This is a genomic window from Paenibacillus albicereus, from assembly GCF_012676905.1.
GTDB classification, from domain to species: Bacteria; Bacillota; Bacilli; order Paenibacillales; family Paenibacillaceae; genus Paenibacillus_O; species Paenibacillus_O albicereus.
The window spans coordinates 522,383-536,074 of record NZ_CP051428.1 but is presented as its reverse complement, the minus strand read 5'-3'; the positions used below and the strand labels follow the sequence as shown (position 1 = coordinate 536,074).

Here is a 13,692-nt window from a genome sequence, read left to right as displayed (position 1 = left end):
CCCTTCTTCTCTCTGTCAGTTGCTCAGGCGGTAAGCTTATTTGGAGATATAAGCGTAGTTGTAGTTGATGTTGCCGTTGTACGTCATGAAGGCATCCTTCACGTAATCCTTGACGAGGGAGGAGCTGGTGTCATAGTAAACCGGCATGACGGCCATGTCTTCCATCAGGATTTTTTCCGCTTGAGCGAGCAGCTTCACGCGCTCCGCCTTGTCGGCAGAAGCGTAAGCGTCCTTGATCAGCTTGTCGTAGTCGGCGTTCTTGTAGCCGATGTCGTTGTTGCCGCTGCCCGTGATGTAGAGGTCCAGGAACGTCATCGGATCGTTGTAGTCCGCGCCCCAGCCGGCACGAGCGATGTCGTACTTGAGGTTGGTGCGGTTGTCGAGGAATACTTTCCATTCCTGGACTTCGGTCTTCACGTCAACGCCGAGGTTCTGCTTCCACATTTCGGTGATGGCCGTGGCGATCTTAGCATGCTTGTCCGACGTGTTGTAGATGAGCGTCGTCGCCGGGAAGGAAGCCATGCCTTCTTCCTTGAGGCCTTCGGCCAGCAGCGTCTTGGCTTCTTCGACGTTCTCGGAGAAGTACGTTTCTTGCGTCTCTTCGCGGAAGCTCTTCTCGGCGCCCGTGATGCTGGCCGGCACGAAGCCGAATGCCGGCTTCTGGCCTTCGAGCACGACGCGGTCGATCAGCAGCTGACGGTCGATGGACAGCGACAGCGCTTTGCGCACCTTGGCGTTGTTGAACGGCTTCTTGCTCTGGTTGAAGATGTAGTAGTACGTGCTCGCGGCGTCGGTGATCTTCAGCTGCGGATCGTTTTCTTTGCGCAGCTTGTCGATTTGCGGGCCTGGGATCGTGCCGGTCGGCTTGCCGGCCCAGTCGAGCTGGTCCGTGTTGAAGTTGTTCAGCTCGGTGTTGGAGTCCGCCATCATAGCGAATTGAACCTTGTCGAGCTTCACGTCGGCTTGCGCGTAGTAGTTCTCGTTGCGCTCGATCGTCAGGTTGGCGTTATGCTCCCATGCCGTCAGCTTGAATGGACCGTTGCTGGAGAAGGTAGCCGCTTCGTTGGCCCAGTTCGGATCCTTCTCGACCGCTACCTTGTCGACCGGGTAGTAGGTGTAGAAGGTTTGGAGGCTCAGGAAGTACGTCGTCGGGTTGACGAGCTTCACTTCGAGCGTCGTGTCGTCGATCGCCTTCACGCCGACTTCGTCGACGCTGCCCTTGCCCGTGTTGTAGGCTTCGGCGCCTTGGACGTAGTACAGCTGGTACGCGTAAGGGGCCGGCTTGACCGCTTTCGGGTCGAGCGTGCGCTTCCAAGCGAACTCGAAGTCATGCGCGGTGACCGGGTTGCCGGAAGACCACTTGGAGTCCGTGCGGATCTTGAACGTGTACGTCTTGCCGTCTTCGGAAACTTCCCAGCTCTCGGCCATGCCGGGAACGATCTCGCCGTTCTTGTCGCTCTTGGCGAGGCCTTCGAAGATGCCGTCGGCTACCGTGCCGGACACGTTGTCTTGCATGAGGGCCGGATCAAGCGTAGGAGGCTCGGACGTGAGGTTCATGCGGAACACTTGGTCGCCGGAAGGAGCTGCCGCTTCCCCGCCTGCATTGTTCGCTGCCGTGTTCTCGCTGCCCGTGTTGGCTGCGCCCGTGTTGCCTGCATTGCCATTATTGCTGTCGCCGCATGCAGCAAGCACGCCGCCCGCGATCATAAGTGCTGCCAGTGTCAATCCTGTCTTTTTGTACACTAACCTTACACGCCCCTCACATTAATGGTTGAATAGCATAACTGAATTATACTATTGTAACGGATGAATCACAACTTGCATTATTTTCTTTTGCCAAATAAATTTATCATTCCAACAGCATCGTGTAAATCATTTAAATTTACTGATAATTATGCAGTTTTATTTGCTACTACGTTGTCGCTTCAATGGATTAACGCAAATGTTTGCTAAAGTAAAAACCTGCATAAGAGAAGCGTTTTCTGCTTCCAGCTCCTTCCTCGCCCCCGCGAATAACGATAAATCCATTTCGGTTCGATGAATATTAATCCGGACCTGCTCATAAATTTTCTTTCCTCTCCGCTTGCCGCAGCGGCGGCGCACACGCCTCCCGCACGCTTCGCGCTTCGCCTCTCCCCTTCTCCGGCTCCTTGACGAGCTCGACCGCCTGTGTATTTTTACCTGTTTTCCTTGGTTTTATGTATCTGTCCCAAGTCCCTCCACCACGGGTTTTGCTCCCGGACACGAGGTTGCTCCCGCCTTGAACGGAGCGAGGCCTCCTGTCCCGTTCGGAACCGGAGGCCGGCGATAGATTCCACTCCCATGTCAGGTATTCGAAATGCCTGGAGCCGTGTTCTTCTTCTCCTGCCGGTATTCGGTCGGAGTCATATTGAACCGCTTGCGGAACACTTGCGTGAAATGCCGCATGTCCTGGTAGCCGATCCGCTCCGCGATCTCCCCCAGCTTCAAGTCGGATTCCCGCAGCAGCTGCCGGGCGTCCTCCAGGCGCAAGCCGATCAAGTAGTCCTTGAAGCCCTGCCCGGTCTTCTGCTTGAACAGCTGGCTGAAGTAGACCGGATTGAGATAGACGACCGCCGCGATCCGCTCCAGCGACAGCGACTCCTCCCGATAATGCGCGGAAATGTATTGCAGCGCGACCTCGATCGCCTTGTTGTCGCTGCCGCCCTTGATGCGCAGCGGCGCCTGTCCCGGCTCGCCCGGCGCGGCGGTCATGGAGCGGTACAGCCGCTGCACCGTCTCCGGCACCTGCCGGATCTCCCGGATGCGGCCGCTGCTGGCGACCTGGAACGGCAGGCGCAGGTACCGTCCGAGGTAGCCCCGCACGTTGGCGAGCAGGCTGGAGAGGGCTTCCTCCGTCTCTACGGCGGCTACGCCGATGAGCGTGTGGCGGTCGTAGCTGACGACGAAGCCGTCCCCGCTCCGCTCCAGCAGCTCGCTCAGGACGTTGTCTACGACAAAATGCTCCAGGCCCGCGTCCCGCAAGCCGGCCTCCAGCCGCACGAGGACGAGGTGGAAGGCCGGATAGCGGTCCATGAGGGCGGCCACGTCCAGCTGGCCGACGTCCTGGCCGGAGGCGAGGCGCTGGAACATCGCCTCGCGCAAGTATTTCTGGCTCTTGCGCAGCATCTCGCCCTCCTTGAGCGCGCTGCGCTCCTCCGCAAGCTCGGCGGCCAGCTCCCGCACGAGCTCCAGCAGCCGCTTCTTGCCGATCGGCTTGAGCAGGTAGTCCTTGGCCCCGAGCTGCACGGCCTTTTGCGCGTAGGCGAATTCCGAATGGGCGGAGATGACGATCCACTTGATGCCGGGATAGCTGCGCCGCGACAGCCGCATGAACTCGAGGCCGTCCATGCCGGGCATGAGGATGTCGGTCAGCACGATGTCGATGGGATGCTCCGACAGCACGCGGGCCGCCTCGTCGGCCGACGCGGCCAGATGGATGCCGCAGTCCGGCATCGATTGCTCCAGCGTGCGACGGATGCCGGTGCGGATGATGCTTTCATCGTCCGCGATCAAAATGTTCATGGCGTCTTCTTCGCCTCCTGTCTCGATTGAGCCTCCTGCGGCAGCTCCGCGGGCGCTTGCGTCCGGCCCGTCAGAGGAGGAATCGGCAGCGCCAGGCGGATGACGGTGCCGCCTCCGGGCTCGCTGTCCGCCTGCAGGCCGTACCCCTTCCCGAACGTATGCACGAGCCGTCGATGCACGTTGGCCAGCCCGATGCCGCCCTGCTTGCGGTCTCCGGGTTGTCCTCCCTTGCGTCCTGCCGCAACGTCCGCCGGGGGAGGCGCCGAGCCGTCGGACGGCGGAGCCGAAGCCGCGTCCTGCCCCGCCTGCAGCGGCCCGTCTCCTGCCCTCGGCACGGCCGCGATCGAGGCGCGCAGCCTCCGCAGCGTCTCCTCGGCCATGCCGACGCCGTTGTCGCGCACCGTCAGCAGCAGCCGGCCGCCCTGAGCCTCGGCGACGAGCTCCAGCCGTCCGTCTCCCTGCAGAGGCTCCAAGCCGTGCTTGACGGCGTTCTCGATGACCGGCTGCAGCGTCATCTTGGGCATCGGCACGTCAAGCAGCTCGCTCGGGATGTCGATCGCGACCGACACCCGCCCTTCGAGGCGGATCGTGATGATCGTCAAGTAGTCGCGGATCTGCTCCAGCTCCTCGCGCAGCGTCACCGGAGCGCCCTGCTCCCAGTGGCTGCTGTAGCGGAACATGCGCGAGAGCGCGAGCACGACCTCCCCGAGATCGTCCTCCTCCCGCTCGTCGAGCATCCAATAGATCATATCGAGCGTGTTGTAGAGGAAATGCGGATTGACCTGGGATTGCAGGGCGAGCAGCTCCGCGTTCTTCTCCCCGGCCGCGCTCTGCCGCACCCGATCGACCAGCCGGCCGATCTGCCGCACCATGCGGTTGAACGAAGAGGCCATCGCGTCCATCTCGCGGTAGCTGAGCGACTCGACCGCGCCTTGGAAGTTGCCGAGCTCGACGCGCTTCATCTCGCGGATGAGGCGGCGCATCGGGGAGGAGATCATGTTGGAGAGCACGGTCGCCGCCACGATCGACAGCAGGACGAGCACGACGCCGACGATGATGAGATAGCGCTGCATCTCGACGAGCTCCACCTTGAGGTCGCGCGCCGGCGTCACCGTGATCGCCGTCCACTCCGCGAACGGCAGGCGCGAGGAAACGACGAGCTTGCCGTCCTTTTCCGTGACGAGCGACTCGCCCGCCGTCTCGGGACGCGGCCCCTCGGCGATGGCCGGCAGCTGCTGCGCCCCTCCGGTGGAGCTGACGAGACGTCCGCCCTCGTCGATCAGGTACACCTCGCTGCTCGGGCTCAGCTTGAGGTTGGCGAGCGCCGCGACGATGGACGCCGGACTCGACTCGTACAGCACGACGCCGATCGGCCGGTGCACGTCGAGGTCGAACAGCTGCCGGCCGAAGGCGAGCACCGGGCGATGCTCGTTCTGATCCACGATGGACGACGGATAGATGCCGAGCCAGACGATTTTGCCGCCTTCCTCGACGATGGAGCGGTACCACGCCTTGGAGCGGTATCCGGGCACCATCTCGTTGACGTAGTTGCCGTAGTTGTACACCTGCCCCCGATCGGTGATGATGTGGATCCCGATCATATCGTCGCGGGAGAAGTAGTTGGTGCCGATGATGTTCGTGATCGCCCGCTCGTTCGCGAAGCGCTCGCGCGGCTCGGTCGGGCTCGCCTGCAGCAGGCGCACGAGGTCGAAGTTGTTGGAGATCGACTTGGACAGGCTGTCGAAGCCCTTGTCCAGCAGGTCGAACAGGCCGATCGTCTGCGACACGTTGCGCTGGGACAGGTCGCTGATCTTGCGCTGCAGCTGCTCGGTCGTGCGGTTGTAGAACAGCAGGCTGACGACGATGACGATGCCGGTCATGCAGCAGAGCAGCACGAGAAAGAGCCGTTGCTGGAGCGTCTGGCTGCGCGGCCACATGAGCATCCCCCCTTAGGCGGCAAAATGACGGCAAAGCCCCGCGCTCCCGCGCGAAAAAAATTCGCGCGGGAGGCGGGGTTCGCTTTTGAAGCGGATCAATCTGTTGCAGCGGTTGAATCCGAACGGCTTCGGACGCTCCGGCCGACCCGGTCTGGTCCGGTTCAGCCGAGTCCGTCAGCCCTTGACGGCTCCGGCCACCATGCCCTTGGTGATGCGCTCGGACAGGATGAAGTAGATCAGGATGACCGGAATCGCGCCCATGACGAGGAACGCGCCGATGTTGCCGTAGTTGGTCGTGTACTGGCTGACGAAGCTGTTGACGCCGAACGGCAGCGTCTTGAGCCTCTCCGAGGAGATGAACGTCGCGGCCAGGATGTACTCGTTCCAGATGTTGATGAACGTCAGGATGCACACCGTCATGATCGGCGGCACCGAGATCGGCAGGATGATGCTGCGGAAAATCCGGTACACGCTCGCGCCGTCCATGAACGCCGACTCCTCGATCTCATGCGGGATGCCTTTCATGAACCCGCTCAGGATGAACACCGCGACCGGCGTCTGGAACGCGATGTACGGCAGGATGAGCGACCAGTGCGTGTTGAGGATGCCGATGTTCTTGAACATGACCATCAGCGGCAGCAGCGTCGCCTGCATCGGAATCATCAGGCCGAGCATGAAGACGAGCAGCGCGACCGGCGCGAGCTTCCAGCGGAAGCGGGAGATCGCGTAGGCGACCATGGACGCCAGCACGATGACGACGACCATGGTGATGACGGTGACGAAGATGCTGTTGAACAGATAGCGCACGTAGTTGCCCTGCTCGTACGCCTCCGTGTAGTTCGCGAAGCGCGGAGACGCCGGGAGCGCGAAGAAGCTCCCGCCTAGGATTTCCTCATTGGTCTTGAAGGAATACAGGATGAGCCAGAGCAGCGGATACACCTGCGTGACGACAAGGATGCCGAGGAGAAGATACACGACTCCTTTTTTGATGGATGCCATAGACCGTATCTCCCCCTTAGCCGACCTTTTTCTCGATGCGGTTGAAGACGCCGTTGATGACGAAGGTGAACGCCAGGCAGATGAACACCAGCGTCATGGCCAAGGCGCTGCCGTACCCGTACTTGAAGGTCAGGAACGTATTGTTGTACATGAGCGTCGAGATGACGTCCGTCGCGTGGGCCGGTCCGCCGCCGGTCATGACCATGATGAGGTCGAACGCCTGCAGGGAGCCGATGAACGCCAGCACGATGGAAATCTTGAACACCGGCACGATGAGCGGCAGCGTGATGTAGCGGTCGGCCTTGAAGCCGTCCGCGCCGTCGATCTTGGCCGCCTCGTAGATGTCGGACGGGATGTTCTGCACGCCGGTGAACTGGATGATGAGGTGATAGCCGAAATACTGCCAGAGCGAGACGAAGTACAGGCAGTACATCGCGAACTGCGGCGAGCTCAGCCAAGCGCGCATCTGATCCTGCATGCCGAACGCATTGAGGATGCCGTTGATCATGCCGCCCATGTCGAGCGGATTGTAGATCGTCTTCCACAACTGGCCGATGATGACGACCGACAGGATGACCGGCATGAAGTAGATCGACACGAGCCGGTTGCCGCGCTTGACGTAGCGGTTGATCAGGATCGCGAACAGCAGGCAGATCGGAATCTCCGCCATGGAGAACACCGCGTACATCAGCGTGCGGCGCACCGCCGGCCAGAAATAAGGATCGTTGAACAGGATGTCGACGTAATTGTCGAGGCCGACGAACGTCTTGTTGACCCCGATGCCGTCCCACTCCACCAGGCTCGTATAGCCTGAGATGACGATCGGAACGAAGACCATCATCAGATACAGCAGCAGACAAGGAAGCACGAAGATTCCGATCGTCCACCAGCGCACTTTGAGCACATTCATGGTTTCTCTCTACTCCTCTCCCGCAGCGGGCGGAAGCCGACCGCTGTGCCGAAAAGGCAAGGACAGCTCCTCTTGCGAGGAAACCGCCCTTGCCGCCCGGCCTTTCTTCCGGCCAGGGGGCCGGCATTCATCCTTTCGCCGCGCTTACTTGTTGGCTGCGAACGCGTCCTGATGCTCCTTGGCCACTTGCTTGGAATCGACCTTCTGCACGAACAGGTTCTGGATGCTGCTCAGGTGAGCCTGGGCGACGGCCGGATTCATCGTGTTGTCGAAGGCGAGGTCGCCGCCGCTGACGCTCTTGAACAGGTCGAGGATGCCGACCGCGAGCTCGGAGTAGCCTGCCGCCGCGAAGTCTCCTTCGACGACCTGGCCGAGGCCGACCGCGTCCTTCAGCTCGAATTTCTTTTTCGGGAAGTTCGACATGAAGTAGTTCAGGAAGTCCTTCGTTTCTTGCGGATGCTTGCTGTTCGCGCTGATCGCGAAGCCGGAGCCCGGCGCCAGCATGAATTGGTTGACGTCGCCCTTGCCGTTGACCGTCGGGAAGGAGAACGCGCCGACCTTGCCCGCTACGCTGGAGGCGTCGATGTTGCCCGTTTCCCACGAGCCGATGATGAACATGGCCGCTTTGCCCGTCTTGAAGATGTTGCCGCCTGCGTTGGCGTCGATGCTCGTCGCGCCTTCCGGGAACGCGCCGGCCTGCACCAGCTCCTGGAACGCGTCGACCGCTTCGACGAACGCCGGGTCGTTGAAGTCCTTCTTGCCGTCCATGACGTCCTGCAGGAAGCCCGGGCCGCCGTTCGTGCGGAGCAGGATGTTCATGAACAGGAACGAGCCCGTCCACGTATCCTTCTCGCCGATCGCGATCGGCGTGATGCCCTTGGCCTTGAGCGCCTTGACGTCCTCAAGCATCTCGTCGAACGTCTTCGGCACGTCGGTGATGCCCGCTTGCGCGAACAGGTCCTTGTTGTAGTAGACGACCTCGATGTTGTTGCCGTCCGGCAGCGCGTACACGTTGCCGTCGAAGCTGTAGTAGTCGAGGAGCCCTTTTTGGAACGTATCCTTCAGGCCGTTCTGGTCGAGCATGTCGTTGAGCGGGGCGAGCACGCCCGCGTCGACGAAAGGCTTCATCTGGGCGGCCGGATTCACGATCGTGATATCCGGCACTTCCTTGGAAGCGGCCTGCGTCTTGAGCTTCAGCTTCTGCTGGTCGGTGTTGAGCGAGTCGAGCTCGATCTTGATGTTCGGGTTGGCCGCCTCGTAGTCGGCGACGAGCTCCTTCATGATCTTGTTCGTGACGGAGGTCTCGTCCGGGTAGATGTTCTGGAACGTGATCGTCACTTTCTTGCCGCTGTCGCCGCCGGACGCTCCCGTATTGGCCGCTGCCTCATTGGACGCGCCGCCTGTATTCGCCGCCGGCTCGTTGTTGCCGTTGCTGCCGCATGCCGCGAGGCCGACGGCCAGCGCGCCTGCCGTCAGCAGCAGCGCGGATCTCTTCAGAGCTTTCTTATCGGACTTTTTCATCTGGTTTTCCACCTTCTACGTCCCCCTTGCTAGGTTATAGTTGGATTATGCGCTCGTAAAGCGTTTGCAACAAGGCAGGAACTTCAGGGGTGAGGTTTGATTTTTTCAGGTGTTGGCCACGTTGACAGGATGCTGTCAGGGTTGCCCGATTAAAATGAAGACATCCCAACCCCCTTCTTGAGGAGGCCTTGCCCATGCCGCATGAATCCCGTCGACCTGCGTCCCCGTCCGCTGCCCAAGCCCCGATCGTCCCTTTCGAGCTGCACGTGTCCGAATCCGCTCTCGCCGAGCTGAGGCTTCGCCTGGAGCTGACGCGATGGCCGCAGGCCGGCGGCGCGGACGGCTGGGAGCACGGCGTCTCCGTCGCCTATGCGCGCGAGCTGGCCGCCTATTGGCAGGACGCTTACGACTGGCGCGCCGAGGAGGCTTCGTTGAATGCGCGGCCTCAGTTCACGACCGAGATCGACGGCGCGAACGTCCATTTCCTGCACGTCCGCTCCGCCGAGCCGGATGCCGCCCCGCTGCTGCTGCTGCACGGCTGGCCCAGCTCGATCGTGGAATTCCGCCATCTGATCGGCCCGCTGACCGATCCCGCCGCCCATGGCGGAAGTCGGACCGACGCATTCCATCTCGTCATCCCCTCCCTGCCCGGCTTCGGCCTCTCCGGACCGACCGAGGAGCCTTGGCCGGTGTCCCGCATCGCTGCCGCCATGCACGAGCTGATGGGGCGCCTCGGGTACGAGCAGTACGGCGCGCACGGCAGCGACCTCGGCGCGATGGTGTCGCGCGAGCTCGGCGTGCTTCAGCCCCAGGGCCTGCAAGGCATCCACGTGCTGCAGCTGTTCAGCTTCCCGTCCGGCGAGCCGGGCGAGATGGAGCCGCTCGGTCAGGACGACTTCGAGCGGCTCGCCTTCTTGTCGCGCTTCGTCGAGCGGGCCGGCTTCAGCGCCATCATGGAAAAGCGGCCGCTGACGCTGGCCTACGGCCTCGCCGACTCGCCCGTCGGACAGATGGCCTGGATCGCCGATCTGTTCTGCGGCTTCGGCGACCATGTCGGCTTCATCGGCCGCGACGACTTCCTGACGAACGTCATGCTCTATTGGCTGACCGGCACCGCCGCCTCCACCTCGCGCATCTATTACGACAACCAGCGCCAGGCCAGCCAGGACGGATTCAGGCGCAACGACGCTCCGACCGGAGTCGCGGTCTGCGCGCATGACTTCAAGACGATCCGGCCGTTCGCCGAGCGCGACAACGGCGCCATCGTCCACTGGAGCGAGCTGCCGGGCGGCACCCACTTCGCCGCGCTCGACGAGCCCCGGCTGCTGGCGGCCGACATCCGAGCCTTCTTCCGGCGGTTCCGGTGAAGGCGGACGAATCGCCCCGCAGCCGGTTCCAGCAAGGGATTCGGTCGCCTAGCGGCGAATGACCTCGCCGACTCTCCCGGCGACAGGATTCGGCCGCCTAGCGGCGAATCGCCCCGCAGCCGGTTCCGGCAAGGGATTCGGCCGCCTAGCGGCGAAGAACTCTTTAGACCTTTTTCCGAAGGAGGAGCCGCCGATGAAGCTGGACCGCCTGCTCGCCATTACGATGCTGCTGCTCAGCCAATCCCGCGTCAACGCCTCCGAGCTGTCGCGCCGCTTCGAGGTGTCGCTGCGTACGATCTACCGCGACATGGAGGCGATCAATCAGGCCGGCGTGCCGATCGTCTCGTTCCCGGGCACCGACGGCGGCTACGAGCTGATGCCCGGCTATCGGATCGAGAAGCAGATGCTCACCCTGGAGGAGTTCGGCTCGATCATCGCCGCGCTGCGCGGCATGCGCTCGGCGGCCGGCGTCGAGGAGATCGACCGGCTGCTGGAGCGCATCTCCGCCTTGGCCGGTCGGCGGCCCGACTCGCTGCCGGAGAGCCCGCTCGATCTCGACCACTCTCCCCTCCCCCGCGACCGGCCGCGGATGGCCGCTCTGCACGGGGCGATCCGCGAGCAGCGGCTCGTCTCCTTCTCGTACCTGAACAGCCAGGGGCAGGAGACGGAGCGGACCGCCGAGCCGATGGGCCTGTTCATGAAAAACGCCGTCTGGTATCTGTACGGCTACTGCCTGCTGCGATCCGGACTGCGGGTATTCCGGCTCTCCCGGATGCTCCGCCTGGAACGCCTGGAGCGCGGCTTCGCACGCCGTCCCTACACGCTTCAGGACATCGAGCGGCAGTTCATGGATCGGACGGACTTCCGCCGCATCGAAGCCGAGCTGATCTTCCGGCCGGAGGTCCGGACGCGCGTCCGCGATGAGTTCGGCTACGAGCCGGTCGAGGATCTCGAGGGAGGCTTCTCTCGTGTCGCAGCCGGATTCTCCTCGCTCGAAAAAGCGCTGCAGACCGTGCTCAGCTACGGCAGCCGCGTCGAAGCGAAAAGCCCTCCCGAGCTGGTCGAGCGGGTGCGGACGGAGCTGCTCGACGCGGCTCGGCTCTATGCCGGCACGAAGTAGCGCCGAAGCTCGGACCGAATGCGGCGCGCTTCTCCCCCTCTCCGCCGAGAGCCGATTGCGCGTCCAGCCGCTCCTCCCCTAGCAGCCCGGCGCTCCCTCCGTCTCGAGACGGAGGGAGCGCCGGGCTTTCGCCTGATTTTCGCGCCGCTATCTTGCCATGATGAATAGCTCGTGGTATCGTAGCTTCATCGAGCGGTATTCTTCATCGCCTGCTATTACACAATATTGAATACCAAGCATAAGATAGGAGCTATGCGGATGAACGTGCAATTCAAGAAAGGCGTGCTCGACCTGTGCGTCCTCTCGCTGACCGCCTGGGAAGACCGATACGGCTATGAGCTGGCCGTCGCGATGTCGTCCAAGTTCGAGGTGGCGGTCGGCAGCGTGTACCCGCTGCTGAACCGGCTGACGCAGGAAGGGTACTTCACGACCTACCTGCGCGAGTCCCCGGAAGGACCTCCCCGCAAGTATTACAAGCTGACGCCGTTTGGGCATCAGCATCTGATGGAGCTCGTGCGCGAGTGGCGGACCTTCTCGCATGCCGTCGACGAACTGATCAAGGAAGGTGTGGAACGATGACGAGGGACCAGTATCTGAACGAGCTGTGGCATCAGCTCTCCTCCGTGCCCGAAGCGAAGCGGCGGGAATGGATGTACGACTACGAGGAGCACTTCCGGTTCGCGGCGGAGCAGGGACAGCCGGAAGCCGCCACGGCGGCGGAGCTCGGCGATCCGCGCGCGATCGCCAAGGAGCTGCTGCTCGGCTACCGCGTGCAGGAAGCCAGCCAGGGAGGCGGAGGCGTGCGGCTCGTGTCGCGGGCGGTATTCGCCGCGGTCGGACTCGGCTTTTTCAACCTGGTGTTCGTGCTCGGTCCGTACCTCGCCCTGCTTGGCATGCTGCTCGCGCTGTGGGCGGTCGCCGGCTCGTTCGTCCTCGCGGCGTTCCCGATCCTCTATGAGGGGCTGTTCGGAGACGCTCTGCCGCTGACGCTCGGCGTATACGGCGCGATGGTCGCGGCCGGCCTCGGCCTGCTGCTCGGCGCTGCCGCCTACAAGCTGACCGGCGGCATCATGCGGATGACGCTGAAGTATCTGCTGGCCAATACAAGAATGATGAAGAGGAGCGTGGCGAAATGAACCGCAGCATGAGAAACGTCGTCCTGCTCGGCCTGATCCTGCTGCTCGGCGGCCTGATCGGCGCGGGCGTCACGTTCGGGCAGGGGGATCGCGACAGCCTGTTCAAATTCGGAACGGAGGAAGTGAGCCTGCGCAAGGAGGCGCCCGCAGAAGGCGTGTCCCGCCTGCGGGCCGAAGCCGGCAGCATGGACATCGAGATCGTGCCCGGGGCAAGCCGCGACAAGATCGTCGCCTCCATCACGGGTCGCGCCAGCAAGAAGTTCCTGGAGCGGATCGAGCTCGACCTGGAGCCGGACGGCGACGAGCTGCTCGTCAAGGGCGGCGAGGACACCGGCTTCTCGTTCGGCCTCAACATCGTCAACGTGACGATGCGGATCGAGCTGCCGCAGCGGAAGTTCGAAGAGCTTCAAGCGGATCTGGGCAGCGGCGATCTGGACGCCGACGGAATCGAGGTCGGGAAGCTGACGCTCAAGACCGGCTCCGGCGATATCGACCTCAGCTCCGTCCAGGGCGGCACGATCAGCCTGCGCACCGGCTCCGGCAGCATCGACGGCGAGCAGGTTCGCGCCGAGGAGCTGACCGCCAAGGCGAGCAGCGGCGACATCTCCCTTGAGGACGTGGGAGGCGCGCTCGTACTGGACACGGGCAGCGGCAGCATCCGCGCCGAGATGGACCGGCTGGAGCAGCCGGTGACGGCGAGCAGCGGCAGCGGCAACGTCACGATCGCCACGCAGTTCGCTCCGGAGTCCGCGACCGTGCAGTACTCCACCGGCTCCGGACGGTTCCGCACCGACTGGAGCGCCGGCAAGGGCAGCGAGGACAGCTCCGCGACGCTCGTCTACGGCGACGGCGAGGTGCGCGTGAAGCTGCGCGCCGGCTCGGGCAACATCTCGCTGCGCGAGAAGTAGTCGCCAGGACGGAAGCAGCGGCGCGCGGCAGCTTGGCGCGCGAGAAGGCGGGACGGTGCCACAGGCGCGCGGCAGCATCTCGCTGCGAGAAGCAGGCGCCAGGACGGAAGCAGCGGCGCGCGGCAGCTTGGCGCGCGAAGTCCGCAGGCCGGCAGCATGATGCTGCCAGCCTGCGGCTTTTTATCGTTCAGGCGAAGAGTCGCGGCAGGCTTTCTTCTATAAAAAGGCACTTTCTTCTCCCTCGGGAGAAG

Annotated in this window: 11 protein-coding genes; 5 read left to right on the top strand and 6 right to left on the bottom strand. The window is 63.0% G+C overall.

The genetic code is table 11. The annotated features are described in order from the left end of the window. Positions 1-36: 36 nt before the first annotated feature. The 6 genes from HGI30_RS02345 to HGI30_RS02320 all read right to left on the bottom strand — a co-directional run bounded on the left by HGI30_RS02345 (position 37) and on the right by HGI30_RS02320 (position 8,910). Complete coding sequence (locus HGI30_RS02345) at positions 37-1,743, bottom strand: peptide ABC transporter substrate-binding protein (protein WP_235680290.1); 1,707 nt, start codon at positions 1,741-1,743, stop codon at positions 37-39. A 582-nt stretch (positions 1,744-2,325) separates the two neighbouring features. Beyond that, positions 2,326-3,543 carry a response regulator gene (locus HGI30_RS02340; protein WP_168906222.1) on the bottom strand — a complete coding sequence of 406 codons (1,218 nt, stop codon included), beginning with the start codon at positions 3,541-3,543 and terminating at the stop codon, positions 2,326-2,328. Beyond that, positions 3,540-5,480, bottom strand: coding sequence for a cache domain-containing sensor histidine kinase (locus HGI30_RS02335; RefSeq protein ID WP_168906221.1), 1,941 nt, complete (start codon positions 5,478-5,480; stop codon positions 3,540-3,542). The genes HGI30_RS02340 and HGI30_RS02335 overlap by 4 nt, the downstream gene beginning before the upstream one ends. 174 nt (positions 5,481-5,654) lie before the next feature. Beyond that, the gene (locus HGI30_RS02330; RefSeq protein WP_168906220.1) at positions 5,655-6,479 is read right to left on the bottom strand and encodes a carbohydrate ABC transporter permease; all 825 of its coding nucleotides are present in this window, start codon (positions 6,477-6,479) and stop codon (positions 5,655-5,657) included. A 16-nt stretch (positions 6,480-6,495) separates the two neighbouring features. Further along, complete coding sequence (locus HGI30_RS02325; RefSeq protein ID WP_168906219.1) at positions 6,496-7,389, bottom strand: carbohydrate ABC transporter permease; 894 nt, start codon at positions 7,387-7,389, stop codon at positions 6,496-6,498. 144 nt (positions 7,390-7,533) lie between these two features. Continuing rightward, positions 7,534-8,910, bottom strand: coding sequence for a sugar ABC transporter substrate-binding protein (locus HGI30_RS02320; RefSeq protein WP_168906218.1), 1,377 nt, complete (start codon positions 8,908-8,910; stop codon positions 7,534-7,536). 194 nt (positions 8,911-9,104) lie between these two features. Between HGI30_RS02320 and HGI30_RS02315 the strand changes: the two genes are divergently transcribed. The 5 genes from HGI30_RS02315 to HGI30_RS02295 all read left to right on the top strand — a co-directional run bounded on the left by HGI30_RS02315 (position 9,105) and on the right by HGI30_RS02295 (position 13,441). Next, entirely contained in the window at positions 9,105-10,277 is a 1,173-nt protein-coding gene (locus tag HGI30_RS02315) for an epoxide hydrolase family protein (RefSeq protein WP_168906217.1), read from the top strand. Between the two features lie 193 nt (positions 10,278-10,470). Next, on the top strand, positions 10,471-11,397 hold the full coding sequence (locus tag HGI30_RS02310) for a helix-turn-helix transcriptional regulator (RefSeq protein ID WP_168906216.1): 927 nt from the start codon (positions 10,471-10,473) through the stop codon (positions 11,395-11,397). 258 nt (positions 11,398-11,655) lie between these two features. Continuing rightward, the gene (locus tag HGI30_RS02305) at positions 11,656-11,976 is read left to right on the top strand and encodes a PadR family transcriptional regulator (protein WP_168906215.1); all 321 of its coding nucleotides are present in this window, start codon (positions 11,656-11,658) and stop codon (positions 11,974-11,976) included. Then, positions 11,973-12,533 (top strand): HAAS signaling domain-containing protein, encoded by a 561-nt coding sequence (locus HGI30_RS02300; RefSeq protein ID WP_168906214.1) that lies wholly within the window; start codon positions 11,973-11,975, stop codon positions 12,531-12,533. Before HGI30_RS02305 ends, HGI30_RS02300 begins: the two co-directional genes overlap by 4 nt. Next, the gene (locus HGI30_RS02295) at positions 12,530-13,441 is read left to right on the top strand and encodes a DUF4097 family beta strand repeat-containing protein (RefSeq protein WP_168906213.1); all 912 of its coding nucleotides are present in this window, start codon (positions 12,530-12,532) and stop codon (positions 13,439-13,441) included. Before HGI30_RS02300 ends, HGI30_RS02295 begins: the two co-directional genes overlap by 4 nt. Positions 13,442-13,692 lie beyond the last annotated feature (251 nt).